Source organism: Paenibacillus agricola, from assembly GCF_011440305.1.
Taxonomy (GTDB): domain Bacteria; phylum Bacillota; class Bacilli; order Paenibacillales; family NBRC-103111; genus Paenibacillus_S; species Paenibacillus_S agricola.
Genome location: NZ_JAAOIW010000004.1, coordinates 234323 through 258771 on the forward strand (window position 1 = coordinate 234323; position 24449 = coordinate 258771).

General features: G+C 46.7%; 22 protein-coding genes. 4 read left to right on the top strand and 18 right to left on the bottom strand.

Annotated features, from left to right (window positions below; translation table 11 throughout):
• Positions 1–109 precede the first annotated feature (109 nt).
• From G9U52_RS12495 to G9U52_RS12570, 16 genes are all read right to left on the bottom strand, one after another.
• A complete protein-coding gene (locus tag G9U52_RS12495; protein WP_166149936.1) occupies positions 110–1804 on the bottom strand; it encodes a glycoside hydrolase family 88 protein in 1695 nt (564 codons plus the stop codon).
• A gap of 34 nt (positions 1805–1838) precedes the next feature.
• Positions 1839–2201: a Rieske (2Fe-2S) protein gene (locus tag G9U52_RS12500; RefSeq protein ID WP_166149938.1), complete on the bottom strand. Its 363-nt coding sequence runs from the start codon at positions 2199–2201 to the stop codon at positions 1839–1841.
• Between the two features lie 5 nt (positions 2202–2206).
• Positions 2207–3295 (bottom strand): amidohydrolase family protein, encoded by a 1089-nt coding sequence (locus tag G9U52_RS12505; RefSeq protein ID WP_166149940.1) that lies wholly within the window; start codon positions 3293–3295, stop codon positions 2207–2209.
• Between the two features lie 188 nt (positions 3296–3483).
• On the bottom strand, positions 3484–3675 hold the full coding sequence (locus G9U52_RS12510) for a YqaE/Pmp3 family membrane protein (protein ID WP_166149942.1): 192 nt from the start codon (positions 3673–3675) through the stop codon (positions 3484–3486).
• Positions 3676–3704: 29 nt separating this feature from the next.
• Positions 3705–4538, bottom strand: a complete 834-nt coding sequence (locus G9U52_RS12515) for an AraC family transcriptional regulator (protein ID WP_166149944.1) — start codon at positions 4536–4538, stop codon at positions 3705–3707.
• A 31-nt stretch (positions 4539–4569) separates the two neighbouring features.
• Positions 4570–5781 (bottom strand): MFS transporter, encoded by a 1212-nt coding sequence (locus tag G9U52_RS12520; protein ID WP_166149946.1) that lies wholly within the window; start codon positions 5779–5781, stop codon positions 4570–4572.
• Positions 5782–5815: 34 nt separating this feature from the next.
• Entirely contained in the window at positions 5816–7000 is a 1185-nt protein-coding gene (locus G9U52_RS12525; RefSeq protein ID WP_166149947.1) for an FAD-dependent monooxygenase, read from the bottom strand.
• Positions 7001–7042: 42 nt separating this feature from the next.
• Positions 7043–8071 (bottom strand): LacI family DNA-binding transcriptional regulator, encoded by a 1029-nt coding sequence (locus tag G9U52_RS12530; RefSeq protein WP_166149949.1) that lies wholly within the window; start codon positions 8069–8071, stop codon positions 7043–7045.
• Between the two features lie 19 nt (positions 8072–8090).
• Positions 8091–8861: an SDR family oxidoreductase gene (locus tag G9U52_RS12535; protein ID WP_166149951.1), complete on the bottom strand. Its 771-nt coding sequence runs from the start codon at positions 8859–8861 to the stop codon at positions 8091–8093.
• Positions 8851–9690, bottom strand: a complete 840-nt coding sequence (locus tag G9U52_RS12540) for a phytanoyl-CoA dioxygenase family protein (RefSeq protein ID WP_166149953.1) — start codon at positions 9688–9690, stop codon at positions 8851–8853. The genes G9U52_RS12535 and G9U52_RS12540 overlap by 11 nt, the downstream gene beginning before the upstream one ends.
• Positions 9691–9841: 151 nt before the next feature.
• The gene (locus tag G9U52_RS12545) at positions 9842–11389 is read right to left on the bottom strand and encodes an extracellular solute-binding protein (protein WP_166149955.1); all 1548 of its coding nucleotides are present in this window, start codon (positions 11387–11389) and stop codon (positions 9842–9844) included.
• An 88-nt stretch (positions 11390–11477) separates the two neighbouring features.
• Positions 11478–12338: a carbohydrate ABC transporter permease gene (locus G9U52_RS12550; protein ID WP_166149957.1), complete on the bottom strand. Its 861-nt coding sequence runs from the start codon at positions 12336–12338 to the stop codon at positions 11478–11480.
• Entirely contained in the window at positions 12332–13195 is an 864-nt protein-coding gene (locus G9U52_RS12555; RefSeq protein WP_375790250.1) for an ABC transporter permease, read from the bottom strand. Before G9U52_RS12555 ends, G9U52_RS12550 begins: the two co-directional genes overlap by 7 nt.
• 319 nt (positions 13196–13514) lie before the next feature.
• Positions 13515–15290, bottom strand: a complete 1776-nt coding sequence (locus G9U52_RS12560; RefSeq protein ID WP_311764855.1) for a cache domain-containing sensor histidine kinase — start codon at positions 15288–15290, stop codon at positions 13515–13517.
• A gap of 29 nt (positions 15291–15319) precedes the next feature.
• Positions 15320–16894, bottom strand: a complete 1575-nt coding sequence (locus G9U52_RS12565; protein WP_166149961.1) for a response regulator transcription factor — start codon at positions 16892–16894, stop codon at positions 15320–15322.
• A gap of 143 nt (positions 16895–17037) precedes the next feature.
• Positions 17038–18003 (bottom strand): helix-turn-helix transcriptional regulator, encoded by a 966-nt coding sequence (locus tag G9U52_RS12570; RefSeq protein WP_166149963.1) that lies wholly within the window; start codon positions 18001–18003, stop codon positions 17038–17040.
• Between the two features lie 200 nt (positions 18004–18203).
• On the opposite strand from G9U52_RS12570, the gene G9U52_RS12575 reads away from it, so the two are divergent.
• The 4 genes from G9U52_RS12575 to G9U52_RS12590 are packed head-to-tail and all read left to right on the top strand — an operon-like array spanning position 18204 to position 22312.
• Positions 18204–19781 (top strand): spore germination protein, encoded by a 1578-nt coding sequence (locus tag G9U52_RS12575; RefSeq protein ID WP_166149965.1) that lies wholly within the window; start codon positions 18204–18206, stop codon positions 19779–19781.
• The gene (locus G9U52_RS12580; RefSeq protein ID WP_166149967.1) at positions 19778–20980 is read left to right on the top strand and encodes a Ger(x)C family spore germination protein; all 1203 of its coding nucleotides are present in this window, start codon (positions 19778–19780) and stop codon (positions 20978–20980) included. Before G9U52_RS12575 ends, G9U52_RS12580 begins: the two co-directional genes overlap by 4 nt.
• Positions 20981–20984: 4 nt before the next feature.
• Positions 20985–21221 carry a hypothetical protein gene (locus G9U52_RS12585; protein ID WP_166149969.1) on the top strand — a complete coding sequence of 79 codons (237 nt, stop codon included), beginning with the start codon at positions 20985–20987 and terminating at the stop codon, positions 21219–21221.
• Positions 21222–21235: 14 nt separating this feature from the next.
• Complete coding sequence (locus G9U52_RS12590; RefSeq protein ID WP_166149971.1) at positions 21236–22312, top strand: GerAB/ArcD/ProY family transporter; 1077 nt, start codon at positions 21236–21238, stop codon at positions 22310–22312.
• A gap of 149 nt (positions 22313–22461) precedes the next feature.
• Here G9U52_RS12590 and G9U52_RS12595 read toward each other — a convergent pair whose 3' ends face one another.
• Entirely contained in the window at positions 22462–23388 is a 927-nt protein-coding gene (locus G9U52_RS12595; RefSeq protein ID WP_166149973.1) for an aldo/keto reductase, read from the bottom strand.
• 24 nt (positions 23389–23412) lie between these two features.
• Complete coding sequence (locus G9U52_RS12600; protein WP_166149975.1) at positions 23413–24417, bottom strand: Gfo/Idh/MocA family protein; 1005 nt, start codon at positions 24415–24417, stop codon at positions 23413–23415.
• Positions 24418–24449 lie beyond the last annotated feature (32 nt).

Genomic DNA, 24449 nt, shown 5'->3' on the forward strand with positions numbered 1-24449 from the left:
ACAGGGGAACAAGAACGTTTCAGACAGGATACCCAACAAAGGGCTGCTAAACAATCTTAGCAGCCCTTTGTTGGGTACGTGTAAGGATGAAATCTCAATTTGCCAAACGCTACGCTCTGTGAAGAGCCGCATGCAATTGGCCCAATAAGCCCATTCCCATCTGCGATAGGACGCGATAGCCGCCACGCTGGAGCTCTTCGCCGTTGCGGTTGCTCTGGGCAACTCCCTTAAGTAGGCCGTCAGGGGTGAGATAAGCCGGCAGTGCAGCATAAGCGGCTTGAGCGGCTTGCTGGGATAACTGCGCCTCCGCTAAGGCTGCGGTGCCAAGCGTTTCCTGAGCCAGCTTCCCGCGCAGAAAACGACTTCCAATCGCCAAGGCTGCGGCAATACCTGAGCTGCCTGACGTATCCACGCCTGTTTCCGGCTCTCCAACAAATACAGCCCAGCATCCATCCGCTTGCTGGCTTCGTCTTGCCGCTCCGGCAACACGTACCCACTCCTCCAATAATGTGCGGAAAGCGGCAGAGCCGGCTACCTCCTGGATCGCGCTCGTCGCACCCTTGTCGGTGAATACGGCGATTGAGCGGCTCAAACCGAGCATATACCAAGCATAGGCTCTTGCCCAGTTTCGAAATGAACGGTTGCCGTTGGTATGCCAGCGTAAATAGACGTCATCGTCTATGACCAGCAGCTTTTGGCGGACCGTTAGCTGGCGCACAGCTTCCTCAGCCAAATCCTTGCGATCCCATGCCGCAGCAAACTGGGCTAAAGGATAGGCGATTGTGTACGAGCCTTCTGCCGATAACGTGCTGCCATCCATAATCGCACCACCCTGCTTAAGCTCCCTGTAAAAGTAATCAATCGCCATTTGAATCGAAGGATGTGCTGGCCAGAGCATCGCCACAGACGCAAACGGCAATGTGCCTTCGATGCCATAAATATGGCCGTCGACAGGCTCGCTTCTTGGATTTTCGTACACAAGCTGTCCCTGAGCATCGAAAAAATGCTGCAGATGAAAAGCGGCGGCTTCTGAGTAGAAAGCACGTTCTGCTTCGCCTACAGCTGCTGTGGATAAATCCAGCAGCCCATCAAGTACGCAGCCCTCCATCCATCCAAAGGTTTGCAGCGAAGCCGTACTTGCAAGCGCAGATAATAACGCTTCTATCCGTTGCTCATGCGGGCCTTCATGCTGTGTTAGCAGCACATGCGGCTGTAACAGATCAGGTGCATCTGCTGATGCGGTGTTAGCCTCTCCTAGATTGGCAGCAGCTTCATTGATCCCACGAGTGCCACTTTCATACCCATCGCCACTTACATCTTTGCTGCTTCCAGCCATCATGCCATCGTCCCCATCAAGCTTCGCGAATATCCAAAGCGGCAGCTCGCCCTGCACCATCCGCAGTGCAACCCCCTCTTTGAGGGCAACCTCAACAGCTTCCTTAGGTAGCTGTATTTCAAATGGCTGGAGTACATACGCATATTTAATGTCGAAGCTTCCCAGATAAGCCCCACTAACAGCGCTTACAACATCAATTATTTTTTCTTCACGTACATCCACGGCCACAGTTATACGTAAAAACGCCGAGAAGGACTGCTGCGCATACCATGCGCCAGCAGCCTTCTCAGGATGTACCCAATGGATGTGTGTGGACTCATTCGCGGAAGCCTGCAGAATCGGAACCGCCGACCAGCCAAAGGGTACTCTTTTCCCTTCGGGCTTATTATCAAATGGTCGTTTCCCTATACATGGAGCGTCGATGCTTGCAGGTCGGACATACTTCAAATTGGCATTCACAGTTTCCATTGCTTCACACTCCATTGGGATAATTAGGCTGGCCTTAAGCAAATTGTAAATAAAGCTGGTCGCCTTCAACTTCCACTTTACAGCCGCGAAGCTTGACGGAGCCATTAACCAAATGCTGACCTGTTATCAAATCGAACTCCCAGCCATGCCATGGGCAACGAACGATTTCCTGGTCACGTCCATATTCATATTCATAAACAAGAGAAGGCAATCGCGTTCCGCAAACCGTGCCTTCACAAATAGGAGCCGCTGCATGCGGGCATACGTTACGCCAGGCATAGTAATTGCCATTAACCAAAAATATGCCATATTCCATATTTTTGACTGTTACGATTTTCCGACCTTTTTCAGCTAATTCCTGCACAGTTGCGGCTGCGAATCTTGTGGATGTTGTCATGCTGGTTATACCCCCTTGGCTGCTGCTGGCTTGGTATGGAGGCCATAAAGTGCCATTGCGTTTTCAACTAATATTTTTTTTCGCAATTCCTTACGAATAGGCTGCAGCGCCATCTTCGGGTTATCAAAATCCCAATGCGGATAATCCGATGAGAACAGGATCATATGATCGCCACCAATCATATCGAAAATTTGGTTCAAATGGTCAGGATGGGAGGGCTCTTCGATCGGCTGCGTCGTAACATAAACATGCTCACGAATATACTCGGATGGCAGCTTTTTTAACCAAGGCACCGTATCGCGCAGGCCTTTAAAATTTTTATCCATCCTCCACATCAAATGCGGCAGCCAAGCGATTCCGCCTTCGATCGCAACGAATTTAAGCTTCGGAAACTTCTCGAATACCCCCTCACAGACGAGGCTATTCACATGGGCCATATAGTTGGTTGGCAATATATTATGCCATTCCAAATATTTGGAGGGATAACCCGATGGCGTAGGTGCACCCGAGATGCCTCTGCCTTCCGTTCCTGGATGAACCGCAACAGGCAATCCATTTCGTTCTGCGGCTTCATAGATCGGATGATAATACCGATTTCCATACAACATTCTTGATCCGCTGCACATGATAATTTGCACCATATCCTTATGCTTGGCCATCCGATCAATTTCCTTGGCCGCTTCCGCAGGGTCGGAATTGTTGATCAGGATGGAGCCTTTGTATTTGGGACTAGCTTTCAGCCAGGTTTCTACCAGCCAGTCATTGTATGCGCTCGCTACGGCAGTCGCATAATCCGTATCCGGGTTAAGCGAGATCCCCAACACACCCGATCCCGTCAAGATGCCATAGTCGATTCCGAATTTGTCAAAATGATGCCTAATCATGTGGGCTGGATCACTGCCTGGTATCCCGCCGTCATCAGGAACAGCATCCTTGCGCATCACACCAATGGGTGAATGCCAACCTCCCCCATATCCTGGACCACTTGACAGCCATTGCTCATGCCAAGCTCTCGGTAAATATGGAATTAAATCCTTTGAATTCCGGATGGCGTTATGAACGTCTGAATCGATAATATTCGGGGCTTGTTCCATAATAATTCCTCATTTCTCACTATATAATATACATAAAACCGTTATATACGTATTGTACTGTGAGCCGACTGGAAGGTACATGCAATTCCATTCTGAATTATCTGGATTATTGTTAGATGACTATTTCATTCTTTTCATGCAAAAAAGCTATCGGACTGGCTCCCCGATAGCTTTTTCGCACTCATATCTTATTGATTTTTCATCGATCTGGCTAATTGCTCCATCCGTTTATTACTTTTCGCTTCACTTACGACCATAATTGCATGAATCACGCCTGGCAGCCAAAAGCATAACGTTAAGATTAAATTAAGTACCGCTTGAATCGGCTTGCCGGATAATAACACAGCAACGGGTGGAAGTAGAACGGCCAATAAATACATGGTAGACCCCCCTTTAATGAATCAAATCATTACGCATTTCTGTAATCCCTCGGTGACATTCCTGTCTCTTTGCCGAAAACTCTGGAAAAGTAAAACGAGTCGGAGAAGCCGACCAAGGCAGCAACCTGTTTAATCGAGATTCGGCTTGTTCTTAGCAGCTCCTTGGCGCGATCCATTCTTATCTTATTCAAATAATGGATCGGTGAGATCCCGGTGTGCTTTTTAAACAAAATGGAAAAATAGCCTGGCGATAATGCAGCATGCTGCGCCATACGGTCACGGTTTAAGCTTTCGTCCTCAACATGTTGCTTAATATAATCTATCGAAGCCTGGATAATTTGGCGCGCTTGAAGATCCTCATCGTTTTCCAGTAGCTTATAACGGGTTAACTGGTACAGGATATCAAGAAATCCGACCTTGACTTGCCACACATAACCGCTATGCTTCTCCTGCCAAATTTCATATAAGCGAATGAATGCATCCCTCAATACCGATTGCTCACCCATGTGCTGGTATTGCTCCAAAGGCACAGGCGAATCGGATTGCTTCCATATGGCCTCCTGCCCCTCCCACCGAAGCAGCCCCGATTGGTAATGAATCGAATAAAAAATCAGGGTATCCACGGGTGAGGTAGTAATAACCATTCGGCGTCCAGGATGAATATGGAATAAATCGCCACTTTTTAAATCCGTATGCGTTTCATCCAATTGCATATTTCCACGGCCCGCATACACCCATGCCATAATATACAGCCCTGTTTTTTCCTTCGCCAGCACATACTCAAACGATTCAAAGAAGCTGGCATCCCGTTTGACCACATCCATGATGCGCGGCGTGAAGGCGTTAAAAAAATCGTAATCCATCCCTTTACTCCTTCAATTGTTGATGCTTAAGCTACACCAGCTCCTTGTTATCCTTTGGAAGCAGCAGTGCAAGGATTCCCAAAAGCGGCAAATAAGAGCAAAGCTTCATAATAAACGTAATGCTTGTATAATCGGCAATCCAGCCTAGCGCCGCCGATCCCAAACCGCCAATCCCAAACGCCAGCCCGAAAAACAAGCCGGAAATCAGGCCCACCCTGCCAGGCAGCAGCTCTTGGGCATACACGACAATAATCGAAAAAGCCGACGATAATACAAAACCGGCACAAACGCATAACACACCCGTCCAAAATAAATCGCCATAAGGCAGCAATATCGAAAAAGGTGCAGTTCCAAATATCGAAAACCAAATAATATTGCGCCGTCCATAACGGTCAGCGAGTGGACCTCCGAGAAAGGTGCCTGCTGCCGATGCAGCCAGAAAAGCAAATAAAAACCATTGGGCATTCGCTACGCTGACCCCATAATCCTCAATCAAATAAAATGTATAATAGCTGCTGATCCCTGACATATATACATGCTTCGTAAATACAAGAAATACAAGAATCACGATTGCCCATGTAATTTGCGTTTGTGATAAGCCCGCTTTACTGTCTGTTGTTGTGGGCTTTACGCTCCTCACCTTTGGTTTAATATCCTGCTGGCTGTACCAGCGAGCTACATAATATTGAATAATAATTGCCATAATCGCGGCAAAAGTAAACCAGATCACGCCGAACTGTCCGACTGAAACGAAGAAAACGGCCGTCATAATCGGCCCCAGTGAGCTTCCAATATTACCGCCTACCTGGAAAATCGATTGCGCCAAGCCTCTTCTTCCACCTGCTGCCAAGTAGGCAACCCTTGAGGATTCCGGATGAAATACCGCAGAGCCTATACCCATGGCAATAACCGCGAGCAATATAATCGAATAATAAGGAGCCAATGCCAAACCAATGACACCAACCAGAGTAAAGCAGACGCCTATTGGCAAAATATAAGGCCTTGGCCTAATATCTGCGTAATAACCAACGAGCGGCTGGATCAGAGAGGCGGTTACATTCATCGCCAAGGCGATCATGCCAATTTGGGTGTAGCTAAGTGCCAATGAATCTTTCAAAATAGGGAATAACGCAGAGACGCTGGATTGCATCGCATCATTCAATAAATGCACAATACTGATTGCAAATAAAATAGGAAAAACGGTGTTCATATTAGCTGATGCTTTCGTTTGTGCGGTGGCCATGTTGGTTCTTGTTCCTTCTTTCTATGGTTTATACTTAAACATCATGGCCCACTAACCAATCCAGGCGCTTTATCTGCATGGACGCCGGGATCATCCGCAGCATGAGGTTGCGTACACCGATGAACGCAGCGTTATCCATTTGCACGAGGCGCGCCATACGCCTGGATTGGACGACCACCTTCGTCGTACGTGGGATGCGCTGCTGCTCGTAAAGCTGCAAGGCGGCTGGCACATCCGCAGCAGATACCTGTTCCTGCAAGCATTGGGCAAGCACCCAAGCATCCTCCATCGCTTGCGCGCCGCCTTGCCCCAGATTAGGCAGCATCGGATGGGCGGCATCGCCAAGCAATGCTACCCTGCCTTCTGTCCACCTGCGGACAGGAGCGCTATCGTAAATATCATGCGAAAGGATGCTGGACTCGTGCGTTGCGGCAATAACAGCCTCGATGGGCTGAACCCATCCACGTAAATGTCCGAGCGCCACCTGTTTACGCACACCAGCGGGGCAAATAATGCCGGCTGGCGAATTAATCGCGGCAAACCAATAAATTTGCCCACCCCCAAGGTGGGTGTAGCCAAACCGCTTGCCGGGTCCCCATGCTTCAAATCCGCCCCCTACCTTCATCGGGTAACGTTCGTCAGCGAAATCGGAAATCCCGCGAAGCGCCGTAAAGCCTGAGTATCGCAGTGGCGCGGCACCTAGCAGCTGCTGCCTTACAACGGAACGAATACCATCCGCGCCGATCAGCAAATCACCTTCGGCATGGCTGCCATCTGCAAATTTCACGGTTACATTGTGCCGCTCCTGTTTCCAGGACACCAGCTTTTTATTAAATTGCACCACAGGCGTATCCCCTAATTGCTCCATCAATATCGCTTGCAGGGCGGCACGATGAATGATGTAGCTGAATGTCCCATAAAGCTCGGATTGCTGCTTCGTTGGCAAGTCAACAAGCAGCTTGCCTTGCCAGGTGCGAATTTCCGCCTTGCCTACAGCAGCACCTTGTGCACGAACCTGGTCGGCCACACCCAGCTTCTGGAGCACCTTCATCGCATTCGCAGCCAGCACAATTCCAGCTCCTGCCTGTCTTATGGCAGAAGAACGTTCATAAACGGATACCTGCCACCCAGCATCCTGCAGAGCGATAGCGGCACAAAGCCCGCCAATTCCAGCTCCAATAACCAATACTTTGGGGGGTGCTGGCCTGCTTCTTTCCATGATTAATCCTCCTGCTTGGCTAACAAAGCTTCGTTTTCCCCTTTAGTTTACCACAGGATGGCTATCCAGTCTGCCCGAAGACTCACGAATCATCAAGGTTCCTTCAAGCCGTTTGATCGGCGATGCCAGCTCATGGGTAGGGTCATCCATAATCGCAAGCAGGCTTCGAGTAGCAAGCTCAGCGGCTTCGGGACGCGGGAAATGGATCACTGTAAGCGGCGGGTTCGTCTGCGACGACATCAATATATTCTCGCAGCCAGCAATCGCCAGCTGTTCAGGCACTGGCACACCCAGCTCACGGCATGCTGCCAGGCTTCCTGCAGCCATCAGGTCGTTGGCGCATACCAACGCCCCAAAGGGCAGCTTTCCAGCGCCATTAGCCAGCAGCCGCTGTACGCATTCCTGCGCGTTTTCGAAGCGCCCTCCGCCATCAAGCCTGTCCTCAGCATGAAAAACCAAGCCCTCACTCGCGATCGCAGCCAGAAATGCGCGGAACCTGCATTCATTATAATGGCGAAGATTGCCACCACCCATAAAGGCAATACGTTTATGCCCCTGCTCACGCAAATGGTTGATTAGCTGCCGCATCGCAGCCATCCAATCGATATCTACAAAGCTTTGCTGCTCCAGCAGCTCTCCCGGCTCCATAATCGAGACAACGGGAATATCCATCTCCGTGAAATAGTCAAGGGTAGCCCTTTTCATCGATTGTCCCAAGAGTAGGATGCCGTCCACGCGTCCCATAAACAGCTCTTGCAGCTGTTCCTCCTGTTCCTCCTCATAGGTTTGGAAAAACACAAAATAGCCGCTAGTCTTAGCTACAGATTCGATTCGCAGCAGCAGACCGGCTTCGAACGGGTTACCTAAATATTGAACCAGCACGGCAATTTGCTTGGACTTCTTCGTCTTAAGGCTGCGCGCCAATAAATTAGGCTTATATTTAAGCTCGCGTACAGCATCCAGCACTTTTTGCCGTGTTTGCTCCTTCACGATTTTGCGGTTGTTTAAAACATAAGAAACGACCGCAACGGAAACACCCGCGCGGTCGGCGACATCTTGTCTTGTTACCATATACTAGCCACCTTACTCCTTAAATTCCGAACGTATTGCCTCCATTAACGGATAAGCATTGACCCGTAATGAATTTGGCTTCCTCCGACGCAAAAAAAGCGACTGCAGCGGCAATGTCCGAGGGCTCGCCCATTTTTTTAAGCGGTACCCGTTTTTGGTATCCCTCTGTATTCGAATCTTTATGCCGTTCCACAGGAATCCAGCCCGGTGCTACTAGGTTAACACGAATTCCAGCCGGAGCCAATTCGTTGGCCCAAGAGCGGGTCATCCCGATCATCGCCGATTTAGCAGTTACATAGCTGGAAAAGTTCGCATTGCCCAGTTGCACAACTTCACTGCCAATATTGATGATGCTGCCGGAGCCTTGCGACTTCATGCCCGGTAGCACCGCCTTCGTCAACAGCAGAGGCGCTTTGACGAAAAACTCCAATTGGTCCGTGAACGCCTGCCAGCTGATGTCTTCGATCGACAGCTCGGGCTGAGGCCCGGTCGCATTGTTGACCAGCACATCCACATGGCGCCCGAACCGCCGAACCGCTTCCTGGATAAGCGATTGAACCTCCGCTTCCTTTGTAATATCGGCACGAATCGCCTGCGCGGTTCCACCCGCCTCGGTGATGAGGCGGACTGTTTCCTCTGCGTCTGTGGTGCTGTTCGCATAATTAACGGCTACAAGCGAGCCGTGGCTTGCCAATTCAACGGCAATCCATCTGCCTAGTCCACGGGAAGCTCCCGTTACAACGGAGAGCTTGCCTTCAAGCTTGCCAATCTTCGTATGATTAATGAGCATATCCACCCCTGCTAACCTCACCCTTATATAAAGCTTTTAATGGTACCATAGATTCGTTCGGAACGTAATTTTTAAATGGATTATCGTCGATAACGCCCAGCAGCTGCTTGCGGAACGGGCTGGCATCCTTCAGCTGCTCCTCAGATGCAACGCGGTAATCGATCGGACGCATCCAGATCGGGCTGTAGCCAAGGAATAGCTGTCTGCGTGTGAAGCTGGATAGGTTAGGTGCACCCGCATGCCATATATTTTGGGCAAAAACAAACACGTCGCCCGGTTTGCCGCAGACCTGCATTTCGCCTGGCAGCTGCTCGCTCACATTTTTCGTATCGGGCTGGTAAATGCGGTTGTGCGAGCCAGGAATAATCTTCGTATTGCCGCGATCTGGCTCCGACATATCGCTTAGGATGTAGCAGGTTTTGATATAGTAAAGGGGCGTAATGCCGCCGATTGACGGGAATTTGGGATGCGGGCCATCCTGATGCCAATTGATAAAGCTGTTGGTTTCCGTTTGCACTTGCTTAGGATTGGGATGGCGGATCGTTAAATGTGAAATATGCAGCTGTATATTGTAGCCCATCAAATTGACGATTAATGGCAATATACTAGGTTCCTCCATCAAGGAAGCTATCTCTTCGTCGCGTGCCACACTGTTGTATATATTATGGGCTAAGGTTTCCGGCTCTTGGGTAACCAATTCGTCAATCGCGGCGTTCAGGCGTGTTACTTTTTCCTGCGAAAGTACGTTTGGTATCAATAAGTAGCCTTGCTCGTTAAATTGCTCCATTAGCTCCGTGATATTCAATTGCGTTGTTTGGGTTGTATCCATCGTTAAACACTCCTCATTTTCATATTATTTACTCGTGTAAATTTTATTCTAAAAGATAAGGGAGGATAAACCTCCCTGAAAATCTCAGACTGATTATAGCATGCTTTTTTTAAAATAACAGCCTTAATTTTTATCCATATTTATTTCAGAATTATTTCAAATAACCGAGATCTTTGATTTGCTTTTGTGCACCATCCATATAAGCTTTATAGTTCATTGAGGTTTCTAGCGTCTTTAGGAAGCTATCATATTCCGTTATCGGACGTTTGCCATATACGAACTTGGCCAGCTCCTCCTCAATATAACGCCCAGCATCTGCTGCGTTGTAGCCCGCCGGGAAATCAACAAAGCCATTTAATGCCTGGATTCGAGGCTGCTTATTGGCGAATTCGATAAAAGGTGTCTGCTTGGCAAATTTCACCTGCAAATAGTCCATTTCAGGTCGACCGGTAAATTGGTACAGCCAGAAATATCCGCCTTCCTTGCCCATCAAATCCGTAGGTACCACCTTCGTGCCCTCCAGATTGTAATGCTTGCCTTTTACGCCATATTGGACGAGAGGGGAGCCTTCTTTACCGGATACATAATTCAGTAAATCGAATACCTTTTGCAGCTTTTCCGGATTTTTCTCAAGCGCTTTCGGGATTGCATACAAACCAGGCGTTTTTCCGATATCCCAAGCACTGGCTGTTTGGCCGCCTGGACCTTTAACTGCATCCATCTGCACCCAATTGGCGTTAGGATTGACCGCTTTGATTTGCTCGACGAAATTATCCTTGGTCATATTCGGCCAGTCAATATAGATGATGCCTGCTTGCCCTTTGATCGCTTTTTGTTGGTGCTGTAAGCCAGTCATAGCCAGTATCTCGGGATCAACTGCCCCAGCATCGGTCAGCTTTTTAATAAAGCTAAGCGCATCCTTCATATTAGGATCATAAAGCGCATTGACGAGCTTATTATCGCGTACGTACAAGCTTGGTGTATTCTCTGCAAAACCAATACCATAAGCACCAAATATGGTGTTAAAGGCGGAAAGCTTGCTGCCCGTAATGCCAAAGGTATCTTTTTTTCCATTGCCGTCAGGATCTTTTTCCCCAAAAGCTTTAGCCGCCTCTAACAATTCCTCGGTAGTTTTGGGTACCTGCAAGCCCAGCTTATCCAGCCAATCCTTCCGTATAAAATACGTATCGTAAGGGATTGTAGGCGTTTTCGAAATCGCATATACCTTGCCATTCATCGTGCCCTTCTTCAAGCTATCCGCACCAATGAAATCGGTAACAGGCTTCAGTTTATCCATATACGCTGTTAAATCAAGCAGCAAGCCTTGCTCGGAGAACTGCTTCAGCTGCTGGCGGTCAACCGCGAACAAGTCAGGAAAGTTAGCTGATGCCATACGTACGTTCAACTGATTTTTATAATCATCCCCGGAAGCGTATACCGTCAAGTTCAAATCGGTATTTAATGCCTTATCTATCTCTTGTTTAATAATATCCTGGTCAGGCGACGGCAGCCCGTTACCTGTTTCTATGATGTCAATTTTGATTTTTTTTGTACTAGCAGCTGGTGCTACAGGTGCAGTTGCATCCTTGGGCGCCATCGTTTGCTCTGGCTTTGCCGTAGTGCCCCCGCAGCCAGACAGTATCATGCCACCCATCATTAAGAATGCTAACGAACCCGTCAATGTTTTCTTTTGTATCATGGACTAACCCCTTCTTTCTTTCAAAGTTGATAGTTATATATTGAAGCGGAGCTGCCCCAGCTGCAGTCCGGAGCAATCAATCCGTGGTTCAACCCTTTACGGAGCCAAGCAGCATCCCATTCGTGAAATGCTTTTGTATAAACGGATAGACTAATATAATCGGTAAGCTGGCCATAACGACCGAAGCCATTTGGATCGTTTCTGTAGGCATCATATTTTCCGCATTTTCCATCGGCTGCTGAGTGAGCATCAGAATTTCTCGAATGACAATCTGTAATGGAAACAAGCTGCGGTCGGTTACGTACATCATGGCTTGGAAAAACTCATTCCAATGGCCCACCATATAAAACAAGCCAATGGTTAATACAGAAGGTATCGATAACGGAATGACGATTTGCCATAAGATACGGAATTCCTTGGCACCATCCATTCGCGCCGATTCGAACAGCTCTTCAGGTAAATTTTCGAAAAAGCTTTTCATAATCAGCACATTAAAGCTCCATACCGCATTAGGCAATATCATCGACCAGATCGAATCCAGTAGCCCAAGCGATTTTACAATTAGGTAAGTCGGAATAATACCGCCGCTGAACAGCATCGTGAATACAACCATAAGCAGGAATATATTGCGGCCTGGAAGCGCCCTACGGCTGAGTGGATAAGCCATAAGTGTGGTCAATATCAGATTAACAATCGTTCCGACCACTGTGATCACTATCGTAACCCAGAAGGCATTGGGGATATTCGATTCCGTAAATAGCTTTTCATAAGCGCTGAATGTGATTGCTTTGGGTATCAATATAAAGCCGCCATTCTTAAGCACCTCGGTAAAAGGCGTAATCGATACCGTCACTACATACATCAATGGCAATATAGCAGCCAAGCCTGCTAAGCCAAGCACGGTATAGACGATTGTGTTCATAATGCGATCCTCTATGCTTTTTACCATATGCCATCACCCCATTTCTTGGATAAATGGTTGGCGCCGAGCACCAGCACTAGACCAATTGCTGATTTGAATAAGCCAACTGCCGCACCCAGACTGAAATTCAACTGCTGTAAACCGGTTCTGAATACCCAAGTGTCGAGAATATCGGCAACCTGGTACACCTGAATATTGTACAAAATATAAATTTGATCAAATCCAGCGTCCATAATATGACCAAGCTTCAATATAAACAGCAATATAATGACATTGCGTATACCCGGGAGCGTAATATGCCAGATCATCCGTAAGCGACCTGCGCCGTCAACGCGAGCAGCCTCATATAAGGTGGGATCAATCGCTGTCATGGAGGCCAAATAGATGATCGCTCCCCAGCCAAGATCCTTCCATATTTCCGAACCGACAAGGATCGAGCGAAAATAATCAAGTGAGGTCATAAACCCGATCGAAGTACCGCCACTTTCTTGAATCCAACGGTTGAATAAGCCGGAGCTTTGGGAAAATAAGGAAATCAAGATGCCGTATATAATGACCCAGGACAGGAAATGTGGCATATAGGTTAACGTTTGGATCAGCGTCTTCAGCCAGCGCACTCGGCATTCATTCAGCATTAACGCCATCATAATCGGTGGAATCATTCCGAAGATGAGCTTGTAAAAGGAAATGAGCGACGTGTTCACCATCAGCTGGACAAAATAAGGTGAATTGAAAAAGATTTGAAAATGTTTGTACCAAGGGTCCGCCCATGGGCTGCTGACGATCCCTTCAAGTAAATTAAAATCCTTAAACGCGATAATCACGCCATACATCGGCACGTAGCGGAACAAGATGTAATAAATAACTCCCGGCAGCAGCATCATATAAAAGGCTCGGAAGGCCCATATATTTTTGCTGGCTAGTTTAAGCTTGGCTTGTTTATTTTTGGCTTCGGCCACGTTTCTCATCGATAATTGCTCCATATATGCCCCTCCTAAAAGTTTTCTGTAAGAAAACTCACTTTGTAAGCAGCAGCCGAGTTTACTATGCATACTTACTTTATAAGCATCTGCTGAGTTGCTTAGCAAACCTGCTTCGTTCGAACTCGCTTACATACTTTCTATATCTGTAGTATAGCAAGCGCTTTCTTTAGGGAATATACAGCAATTATGCGAAAGTGTTTGAATTCTTGCAAACGCTTTATTATTTACTGATATATGGCAGCTTGATACGGATTAAGGTGCCTACCTCTGGGATACTGGCAATACGAAGTCCAAACTCTTCGCCAAAATGCAGCCGGATACGCTCCTGTACATTCATAATGCCAATGCCCGTAAACCGATGCTTGCTGGGAGTCCGGTGGCGCTCGCTAAATACGCTGCTTAGCTGTTCGGGGTTCATCCCCAAGCCGTCATCCCTAATAACAATACAGAGCCGTTCTCTTCTTACAATCGCATGGATACGAATATGACCCTGCACCTTCTGGGGAGCGAGGCCGTGAAAAATCGCATTTTCAACCAAAGGCTGCAGTGTAAGCTTTAATATTTGGCAATGCAGGGTTTCCGGCTCTGCATCAATCGTCATGACGAACTTTTCCCCATAACGAACCTTCTGGATATAGGCATACATCCGCAGTCCCTCAATTTCCTCCTCCAGCGTTACGAACTCGCCGCTTTTATCGAAGCTAAACGACAATAGCCCCACAAGAGCCCGAATCGTTTCGCGCACGGCTTCAATTTTTTGCTGCTTGGCCAAGCTGCTTATGCAGGCTAGCGTATTATACAGAAAATGCGGCGCAATCTGGCTTTGCAGCATTTTTAGCTCATATTGATTTTTGCGCTTTTCCATTTCCTTCGTTTCCAGCAGCAAATGATGAATTCGCTCCATCATCGCGTTATAGCTCCTGGCGAGCTTGCCAATTTCGTCCTCTCTGGTTACCGATATGCTTGGGAGCACCTCCATGTCGTAGACGCGGTCCATTTTGGCTACCAGCGTACGAACCGGATAGGTTATATAACGGCTCATCATATAAGAGCTAATGAGCAGAATCAGAACCCAAACCACAGCAGCCGTTTTATAATTATTGTAAAGTATGAGTATATTTTGGTAAAAATAGCTATCCTCGATAAAAGCAATAAAATACCAGCCCAGCTTGTTCATCCCTGATTTAACGGCAACGAGCTTGCTTTTAGCTCCTTCAATTTCAGTAATCCCAACGGGCAGTTCTTGGATCCTATCAACAAAATCCTCATTCAATTCTGGCGGATACACACGAGTATTGTAGGGCAGCAGCTTATAATAATCCAACGGCCAGCTGGTGTCTAAGGTATTGACAATATTACTCTTGTTCGTAATGATCGCGAATGTCTGGTTGCGCGTGTTCATAAACTGGGACAGCAGATCCGTGAGCCGAATCAAATCGATTTCAACCACGGCTATGCCTTTGATCGTATCCTCTCCTATTGCGCTGATCGGCAATACAAAAGCAACGGTTTTGCCGGATAGCGGTGAGTGGTAAGGCTCGCTGATCATCACCCCATAGTTAGCCGTGGACATCTCGTACAGCTTCGCCAAATTCGGATTTCCAATAATGTCTAAGTAAACCTGTGTATTAGACATGACCTTGCCATCAGCCCGCACCAAATAGAGCGTTTTGTAGAGGGTACTGTTTTTTTCAGCATATTTGCGCAATACCTTGACAGCCTCTTCTTCCATTCCTTGGTCTAATAAATCATCACGAGTTGAGAGCAGCAGCAAAATATTTTGCACATTGTCCAAATAAGCATCCAAATATAGATTGGTACGGTCGATAATGACCGTCGCATCTGAGAGTACCTGCTTGCGGAATAGCTGCTCCGCTTCCTGCAGATTATTCCATGCAAGCAAACCGAAAAGCACCAAGGTCCCTGCAAATAGAAACAGGAAATGCTTAAAGACCATGCTGCGGCTTTTCATCCAATGGTTAATCCGGCTTAACACTAGGGCCCACCCTTTCTCCTTGGCTTTATTCAATTAATTTTTTTGAAATCCGTAGGTGCTACACCGGTACGGTTACGAAACAGCACAGAGAAATAGCGGTAGCTTGGGATACCCACCTGCTCGGCAACCTCGTACACCTTCATATTCGTCGTTTGCAGCAGTTGGATCGCTTTGTCCATCCGCAGGCTGGTTACATATTCATTAAAGGATTCGCCAACTTCCTCACGGAATATACGACTCAAATAATAGGAGCTTAGCTCCACCGCTTCAGCAATTTGTGTCAAGGTAATCGGCTCCGCCAACCGTTCACTTATCAGCTGCTTAGCGAACTGTACCTCCTTGCGGCATTTACTCTTCAAACCCGCCGCCGACTCCAGCTGATGGCTAAAAGCAGCCGTTAATTCCGATAAGGTTCTTGCTTGAGTCAGCTTTTCTACGCTTTTGTCGTCCGCCGCATAACCGCCTTGCTTGAGTAGCTCCTTGCACATCGCCACACTCCATGCCCTTAATGGCTCTGGGTCTGGCCGTTTGGCATACATCGAAGCTGTAAAATCCTCGCGGATATGGCGGAATAACGCCTCCTGCGATCGGGCTAATGCGGAATGAAATTGCTTGGCATGCTGCTGCTTCTCGATTTCATCCATAACATTCGGAAGAGCTTTTGCGACAGTGGACGCTTCATATACCGTTCCCGGACTATCATAAAAAATAGCAGCGGGATTGATCTGTGTTTCATTTAATGCTTTAAACAATACTGAAAAATCCGTAATTTCATTATTTAAAAGTGCGTAAATCCGCACGGCCTGACTAATAAAAGACAACCGCTGCTCTAACGCAGCCTGTATAGTTTGCAGAGCTTGTGCGATTTTAACCGGCATCGGCTGCAAGGCATCGGTAACCCATTGGTGAAGGAGCAAATAAGTCGATTTATTCAGCTGCACCCAACGAAACGAAAGCTTGGAGGTCTGCTCCCATTGGCTAAACAAGGCTTGCAGCTCGTGGTGCACGAATATTTCATCCTCGGCTTTTGTGCTGATATGCAATTGGGTAACCCGCAATGGAAAAGAAAGCCGCCATTGGTCGAAAATTTGCTGTGCCTCCTGGGTGGCATGCTGCAGTGACGTTTGCTTATCTGCCGTTGCACTTGTCGCCCGATTAAAGCTTTTCACTAGCTGCCAGCGCTGCTTATCCAGCTCACTGCGTTGATGGCTTTGCTCCCTTAGGATCGTTGAACGGGCTTTATCCAAGGCCTGCTGCAAATCCGAATCCAATAAAGACACTTTGATCAGGTATTCCAAAGCCCCTAATCTTAAAGCATCTCTTACATATTCAAAATCATTATGGCAGGTCAAAAGAATAACCTGGGTAAGCGGAAATTGTTTTTTAATCGCGCGGAATAGCTCGATGCCATCCATCTTGGGCATGGTAATATCCGTAATCACAACATCAGGCAATAGCTTGTGGCAAAATTCCAAAGCCTCTTCCCCATTCTCGGCTTCACCTACCAGCTCAGCATTGCAGGTAGACCAAGGAAATAGCCGCAGTTCTTCACGTAATGGCAATTCGTCGTCTACGACCAACACTGTCAAAGTATTTTCCAGCATACTCGCCCTCCTCACTTAATTGCAAGCGCTTCCATCAAGTATTTCTCATCATAGCATAAGTTTTCTAGCCCTCCTATACATAAATCATGCTAAAAAGTACAAAAATTCTGAATATCCAAGACAACATTTGACGTATTTAGGGGTTATGAAGGACGATACATCTTTGCCATCCTCTCGACTACCTTTTCCACTAGCTCTACCATAATAGGGGGTTGTATAACCTGTATCTCTGCCCCGAATCCTAGAAAATAAGAGGTGAAATATTCAATTTCAGTTGGACTAATAACCATCCTGATCGTCCCCGTACCGTCTTCATTCACTTCCATACCAGAGTCCATCCCTGACTCCCGTTGGTACTTACGGACACCTTTACTAGAAAGAATAGCTTCTACCTGAAGCTTATTATCCATTGATCTTTGCTTCTGCTCCGGTGGCTTGAACCAGTCCATAATCGGGAATCCACTTAAATCAACCGTCCTATGCCCTTCCGGTGCAAGCTCTGCGGCTAAAACCCGGTCGATGCGGAATAACAAATACCTCTCCTTCCAAAAGCAGAAAGCAGGGCAATACCAATACCCATTATAGGAATAAACACCGACTGGTTGGATCGTCCGCTCATTTACCCCTTCCTTGGAATCATACTTAATTTGTGTGGGCAGCTGCTCCAGAGCAGAGTCCAACAGAAATTGCAAATAAGGTGTAGGCGCATGCCGTTTTGATGTCCAAAAAACAACCCGCTGCTTCATTTTATCGATTTTCAGCTTCGTATCGTCAGGCAAGTAATAATAAAATTTATTTAAAGCCGAGACCGATTCAGCTGCGAAGGGCAGCGCTCCATAATGCTGCAAGGATTGATATGCAAAAAAAATCGCCACCGCCTCTTGCTCAGAAAATGTGATCGGCGGCAGCTTCCGCTCTTTCAAAACACGATAACCCCCATGCGGCCCATATTCGGTGTAGAGGGGCACGCCCAGTTCACTTAACACTTGTAAATCACGCATAATCGTTCTTACGGATACGCCAAATTCCTCCGCTAATTCACGCGCAGTAAACTTTTTACGTTGATTAATAGCTATCATTAGCTCCATGAGCCTTTTGGATTTCGCCATTCTGGAATCTCCTACTTACTTTGCATTTATAGTTTATTATATCATAATTCCATGACAAATAATGACATAGATATACCAAAAGTTAGATATTCCTTTCTTGAGCGATGATAGGGTTAGCCGATTTATAACTATCGGTTACTGGTTTATTTGCTTCAGAAGATGGAGATGATGGATGGTATTCAATGAGTGGAGGGTACAGGATGGGCTTAACGTCAACGATAAAAAAAATGTTAGGCTCCACTAGTCATTCCATCCAACCGCAGCCACTCCCTCAAGAAGTGACTACATCTCTGCACAAAGAACTTGCCCTTAATATAACGGATATTCAGCTAACGATGGGACACAGTCCGGATCTCGTTATACGAGAGCTTAAATTTGGACAAAACAATATTCAATTGGCGCTACTGTACATTGAAGGCTTAGCCGAGCCTAAGAATGCTTTGGAGTTTCTTATGAAAAAAGCTTCAGAGCCTGAATATAAGGCTACGATTGCGAATTCTGATTTTTTCACCTTGTTAACCCATAAACTGCTTGCCGTCGGGGAGCTCAAGCAGATCTCTACCCTACAGATGCTGTGCCAGTCTATCTTAAATGGTGATACTGTCTTGATGTTAGATGGTTTTGCGACTGGTTTATCACTAGGAACTAAACAATCAAAGGATCGAAATGTAGAGGAACCGGGCGCACAAACTGTCGTTCGGGGTCCTAGGGATGGGTTTACGGAAACTCTCCGCACCAATATAGCTCTAGTTAGGCGGAGAATCAAAAGCACGGATTTTAGAATGGAAATAAAAATCATTGGCAGGGTTACAAAAACGGATATCGCGATTATTTATATTCAAGGAATCGTGAATGAGAAGGTTTTGAGTGAGGTTAGGAAACGAATCGATCGGATCGATATCGATGCCATACTCGAAAGTGGTTATATCGAGGAGCTCATTCAAGATGAAACTTATACGCCCTTCCCAACGGTTTATAACACAGAGAGACCCGATACTTTGGCTGCTGGTATTTTGGAAGGCAGAGTAGCCATACTCGTTGACGGAACACCATTTGCATTGACGGTACCCGCCTTGTTCACCGAGTTCTTTCAATCTGCTGAGGATTATTACCAACGAGCAGATTTTGCAACATTACTACGTATATTGCGATATTTTTGTTTTTTCATTACATTGCTGGCTCCCTCTATGTACATCGCGATCACGACATTCCACCATGAGCTGCTGCCGCCGGAACTATTGATCAGGCTTGTGGCTGCTAGGGAAGGGGTTCCTTTTCCCGCCTTCGTTGAGGCTCTACTCATGGAAATCACCTTTGAAATCCTAAGGGAAGCCGGAGTTCGTATGCCTCGGACGATTGGGCAAGCGGTTTCTATTGTCGGGACGCTGGTCATCGGTCAAGCGGCTGTTGAGGCAGGTCTTGTCTCCCCGGCTATGGTTATTATCGTGTCCATCACGGCTATTTCCAACTTTGTTATTCCGTCTTTCAATATGGGGATTTCACTTCGAATTCTCCGCTTCTTCATTATGTTTCTCGCGGCTTCCTTTGGATTGTTTGGAATCGTTGTTGGATTGATAACCATCATTCTGCATTTATGCAGCTTGCGTTCCTTCGGAATTCCTTATATGAGTCCATTCGCGCCCTTAATTTTCGAGGACCAAAAAGATTCTATATTTCGATTCCCGCATTGGGCTCTAGTTTCAAGACCACATTTACTCAGTCAAAAAAATAACAAACGCGGGCAAACTCCCAAACCAAGTCCGGAGGAACAAACATGAAAACTCGCACAATTGCCTTATGTTGTGTAATGCTTCTAACCTCATTATGGACTACCGCTTGCTGGAACCGAAGAGAATTAAATGAGCTCTCCATTGTGATGGCGATGGGTATTGACCAGACTAAGAATGGTTTTTTGATAACCATTCAAATGGTCAATGCTCAGGAAATCGCATCCAAAGGGGGAAGTGGGTATTCAACGCCGATTACTGTTTACCATGCAGAAGGGGATACTATTTTTGAAGCCTTACGGCGATTAACGAGCAAAATTGGTCGTGAAGTATATCTTTCTCATATCCGGGTTATTGTGATTGGTGAAGCGCTGGCACGAAAGGGTATTGCAGAAGTACTCGATTTTCTATCAAGGGACCATGAAATAAGAACTGACTTCTATATGACGGTCGCACGTGAATCACGAGCCGAAGAGGTACTTAAGATACTGACTCCGGAGGAGAAAATACCTGCTAATAAAATGTTTTCTACTCTCGAAGTTAGCCAGAGAAACTGGGCTGTGGTCTCGAAAGTCACGATCGACAACCTGCTGTCGAATATACTAAGTGAGGGCTCAAACCCAGTCTTAACCGGCATACAAGTTAACGGGGACCCAGAGGTTGGCAGAAATAAACAAAGTGTAGAAATGACCGATCCTGAGGTTATTATTCAATATATCGGCATGGCCGCTTTTCAGAAAGACAAATTGGTTGGGTGGTTGAATGAAGATGAAAGCAAAGGATTGAATTATACCCTGGGAAAAGTGAAACGCACTGTGATTAATGTGGCTTGTCCTCAAGGTGGGAAGGTAGCCGTCCAATTGATACGTACAGACCGAAAAATAAAAGCTACAGTAAGCGAGGGAGAACCAACGATTCTCATTGAGCTTAAAGCGGAAGGGAATATAGGGGATGTGGAATGTCAATTAGATGTAACGGACGTCAAAGCTTTACCAGAAATACAAAAAGAGATAGAGGATTCCATACACAGTAAAATACAGGCGGTAGTTAATAAATCGCAACAAAAATTAAAAACCGACATTCTGGGTTTGGGTGAGGCGCTACATCGTGACCAACCGAAGCTTTGGAAGCAATTAAAAGAAAATTGGCAACAATCCTTCGTAGATCTTCACGTTGATATTGAAGTCAACGCAAAAATCCGAAGAATTGGGACCGTCGCGGAACCTATCTTAAAGAAAAAAGAAGGCTAACGGGATGATATGGCCTATTTTGGGAGTACTGTCTGCCACTGGACTCATGATCTGGGTTGAAGTACCTGGATTATGGAAGAAACAACAGTTCAAAGAACTCCTTATATTTAGTGTTCTGCTCATAATGGGAACTAGTTTAGGCATTGCACAAGCTGCAAAAATAGAAATAGCAAGTCCTCTGGATTGGATTAGCTATGTGTTCGAACCTGTGGGGGAATGGATTTTACGTATGCTCAAGTAAAGGGAAGGTGCTCTATGCAAACGGTTCGTATTGGGATCCGACAATTCACGATTCTTGTGATTCTGTATACAATCGGCACTTCCATCCTTATTATTCCGTCTGGATTAGCGATTGCAGCCAAACAGGATGCCTGGATTGCTGCAGTTGCGGGGACATGTATCGGAGTCGGGTTAGCTTGGTTCTATGGGATTCTGGGCAATATGCTGCCAGGATTAGCCCCAGTCCAATACTGTAAGGTGGTATTCGGTAAATGGCTGGGAGGGCTTGCAGCGATTTGGTATATCCTGTTCACCTTTATTTTAACAGCCTTGGTTACAAGAAATCTAGGCGATTTTTTAATTACTGAAATATTGCCGGATACCCCTATCCAGTTTATTCATCTCCTTATTTTGATGTTGGTCGTATTAGCAGTCAGACTGGGACCAGAGACGATCGCGCGAACAGCCGAAATATTTTCACCTTGGGTAATGCTGTTCGGGATCTTGCTTATCACCCTGCTATTGCCCAAAATAGAAATGCAGCGGATCATGCCTGTCTTTGAAATGGGGTTCAAAGGCGTGATGCGGGGAGCCTTTACATTAATTGGGACTCCATTTTTGGAATTGTTCCTCCTTTTGTCCATCTTCCCCTCCAAAAAAGGTAATATCCAGGCTTTTGTTATTGGATGTCTCATAGCCGGTTTATTGTTGCTCATTGTATCCTCACTAGCCATATTGGTGCTTGGTGCTGATTTGACGGCAAGACAAATCTACCCCACTTTTACGCTTGCGAAGAAAATCAGCATTGGAGATTTTCTACAAAGGCTTGAGGTCATCTTATCCGTGATGTGGTTCATTACGATATTTTTCAAGATTACCCTTTGTTTTTATGCAACTGTACAAGGAATATCCCAGCTATTGAGCTTATCTGATTATCGTGCGATTACACTCCCACTTGGCATGGTATTGCTCAGCTTATCAATTATTGCTTATCCGAATACCCCCTACTTCATGCATTTTTTTGCCGTGGTATGGATGCCCTATGCGCTTACTGTTGGTTTTCTGCTGCCTCTGCTTCTTATAGCTACTGCCAAATTACGGGGAGTCAAATAAGCAATTATCGTCCGCTGACTTTTCCACTCGACATGGTGCTCGTGATATTGCCATTACACCCTTATATATAAACAAATAAAGAAAAAACCTGCAAATAGCAGCCGCCTTAAAGGCTCGCTATCAACAGGCAACTATTAAATATAAGCAATTTAAATATTTTCCAACCAGCTGACTTCGTCAGCCGTCAGTTCAATTTGGGCTCCATCTACGCAGGATTCCAGCTCGACTTGGTTCTGGGCACCAATCAATGCTGCGGTTGGGAAGGGTTGGTTCAACACGTACGCCAAAGAAATTTGCACGGTGCTGACGCCCTTCTTCTCGGCGAGTTCGGCTGCGCGGCGCAACCGCTCCCAGTTAGCGTCGCTATAATAAACACGAACCGCTTCCTTATCCTCCAATTTGTCAGGGGCGAACCGGCCAGTGAAAAATCCGCCGGCCTGCGATGACCATGACAATAACGGCAGCTGTGTAGCTTCATGCCAAGCACAATCCTCAGCTCCAGCGGATACGCAGCCTGCCCAGCGTGGTTCGTTGGGCTTCGCCAAGCTCAAATTCGGGCTGCTGAATGAGAAGCCCACCAGACCATTGCTGGCTGCATAATCATTCGCCTCTTGCATCCGCTGATGGGTCCAATTTGAGGCTCCAATCGCCAAGATCCGTCCGGCCTTGATGTGCTCGTTTAACGCGTCAATGATGACGCTAACCGGGATGTTCGTATCATCACGGTGCAGAGCGTACAGATCGGTATAGCTGGTTTGCAGCCTGCCCAAGCTGATCTCCAAATCCGCTGCAATCGCTTGCGGATTTACGCGTGGACCGTCAGCGTTATGATGTGCGCCCTTGGTCAATATTACGACTTGATCACGATTATCCCGTTCCTTCATCCATTTGCCAATCGTTTCCTCGCTTTGTCCACCCCGGTAAACATAAGCAGTATCAATCGTGTTGCCACCAATCGCGAAAAAATTGTCCAATACACTGCACACTTTATCATAAACCTCATGGGTAAAAAAATCGGAGCCTTGAATCAAATGAGTAACCGGCTTTTGCAGCCCTGCAATCGTTAACGTTTTCATAATATGGATAAACTCCTCTCAAAATTAAGAAATAACTACACGTGCACGGTCTCTAGCAGATTTTAGGCAGGCGTCAACGACACGCATGTTAAGAACTGCATCGGATGGCTCAAATTTAAGCGCTTTACCTTCAAGCACACTACGTCCAAAATCATCGGCTTGCAGCGCATATTGATTCCTATAGGGCACTTCCACTTCTCTTCGCTCGCCTTTGACGGTTACAAAGAAATGGTCCTCTGCATTTTGTTTCGTTACATAAGCACTCGGCACTTCAATTCGTCCCTCTGTACCCAGAATCTCAAGCGTATTCCGGTTGGCTGCCCACATGCCACAATCAAAGGTTAAGGCTACGCCACCGGAAAATTCCAGAATACCCGAAGCCATCATATCCACATCATCATGCTCAGGCGAAAAGAAAGCGTGGACCGTTGCAGCCTCTGGCTCTTGCCCAAGAATCATGCGGGCGGTACTGATCGGGTATACACCCACATCATATATGGAGCCTCCGCCCATCGCTTTATCAAATCTTACATTACCGAGATTGCTTGAGCTATTAAATGTAAACGCTCCATGCATGCCGCGGATTTCGCCAATTTCACCGGACTTAATGATCTCTTTAATCCTTACATAACGTGGATGCTGGCGGTGCATAAAGGCCTCTGCCAGCTTTACTCCAGCCTTCGCGCAGGCGGCTACCATTTCTGCTGCTTCTTCAGCATCCAAAGCGATTGGTTTCTCACAGAGGACATGCTTGCCAGCCTCGGCAGCTTTAATCGTCCATTCCTTATGCAAATGGTTAGGCAGCGGTATGTAAATCGCATCTATACTATCATCATTTAAAAGTGCCTCATAACTGCCGTATGCGGTTGGAATATGAAGAGCCTCCGCCGTTTTCTTGGCATTCTCTTCGTTGCGGCTGGCAATTGCAGCCACTACACCTGTTTCCGATTGTTGAATCCCCGGAATGACAGCCCTTTTTGCTATGCCTGCACATCCAAGTATTCCCCAACGTAGTTTATCTTGACCCATTTCCCTTACAGCTCCTTTTCAAAAAGTTATAG

Excerpts from the sequence above, each read along its gene's own strand:
- G9U52_RS12495 (WP_166149936.1), bottom strand. The coding sequence starts at position 1,804 with ATGGAAACTGTGAATGCCAATTTGAAGTATGTCCGACCTGCAAGCATC.
- G9U52_RS12500 (WP_166149938.1), bottom strand. The coding sequence starts at position 2,201 with ATGACAACATCCACAAGATTCGCAGCCGCAACTGTGCAGGAATTAGCT.
- G9U52_RS12505 (WP_166149940.1), bottom strand. The coding sequence starts at position 3,295 with ATGGAACAAGCCCCGAATATTATCGATTCAGACGTTCATAACGCCATC.
- G9U52_RS12510 (WP_166149942.1), bottom strand. The coding sequence starts at position 3,675 with ATGTATTTATTGGCCGTTCTACTTCCACCCGTTGCTGTGTTATTATCC.
- G9U52_RS12515 (WP_166149944.1), bottom strand. The coding sequence starts at position 4,538 with ATGGATTACGATTTTTTTAACGCCTTCACGCCGCGCATCATGGATGTG.
- G9U52_RS12520 (WP_166149946.1), bottom strand. The coding sequence starts at position 5,781 with ATGGCCACCGCACAAACGAAAGCATCAGCTAATATGAACACCGTTTTT.
- G9U52_RS12525 (WP_166149947.1), bottom strand. The coding sequence starts at position 7,000 with ATGGAAAGAAGCAGGCCAGCACCCCCCAAAGTATTGGTTATTGGAGCT.
- G9U52_RS12530 (WP_166149949.1), bottom strand. The coding sequence starts at position 8,071 with ATGGTAACAAGACAAGATGTCGCCGACCGCGCGGGTGTTTCCGTTGCG.
- G9U52_RS12535 (WP_166149951.1), bottom strand. The coding sequence starts at position 8,861 with ATGCTCATTAATCATACGAAGATTGGCAAGCTTGAAGGCAAGCTCTCC.
- G9U52_RS12540 (WP_166149953.1), bottom strand. The coding sequence starts at position 9,690 with ATGGATACAACCCAAACAACGCAATTGAATATCACGGAGCTAATGGAG.
- G9U52_RS12545 (WP_166149955.1), bottom strand. The coding sequence starts at position 11,389 with ATGATACAAAAGAAAACATTGACGGGTTCGTTAGCATTCTTAATGATG.
- G9U52_RS12550 (WP_166149957.1), bottom strand. The coding sequence starts at position 12,338 with ATGGTAAAAAGCATAGAGGATCGCATTATGAACACAATCGTCTATACC.
- G9U52_RS12555 (WP_375790250.1), bottom strand. The coding sequence starts at position 13,195 with ATGATGCTGCTGCCGGGAGTTATTTATTACATCTTGTTCCGCTACGTG.
- G9U52_RS12565 (WP_166149961.1), bottom strand. The coding sequence starts at position 16,894 with ATGCTGGAAAATACTTTGACAGTGTTGGTCGTAGACGACGAATTGCCA.
- G9U52_RS12570 (WP_166149963.1), bottom strand. The coding sequence starts at position 18,003 with ATGGCGAAATCCAAAAGGCTCATGGAGCTAATGATAGCTATTAATCAA.
- G9U52_RS12575 (WP_166149965.1), top strand. The coding sequence starts at position 18,204 with ATGGGCTTAACGTCAACGATAAAAAAAATGTTAGGCTCCACTAGTCAT.
- G9U52_RS12580 (WP_166149967.1), top strand. The coding sequence starts at position 19,778 with ATGAAAACTCGCACAATTGCCTTATGTTGTGTAATGCTTCTAACCTCA.
- G9U52_RS12585 (WP_166149969.1), top strand. The coding sequence starts at position 20,985 with ATGATATGGCCTATTTTGGGAGTACTGTCTGCCACTGGACTCATGATC.
- G9U52_RS12590 (WP_166149971.1), top strand. The coding sequence starts at position 21,236 with ATGCAAACGGTTCGTATTGGGATCCGACAATTCACGATTCTTGTGATT.
- G9U52_RS12595 (WP_166149973.1), bottom strand. The coding sequence starts at position 23,388 with ATGAAAACGTTAACGATTGCAGGGCTGCAAAAGCCGGTTACTCATTTG.
- G9U52_RS12600 (WP_166149975.1), bottom strand. The coding sequence starts at position 24,417 with ATGGGTCAAGATAAACTACGTTGGGGAATACTTGGATGTGCAGGCATA.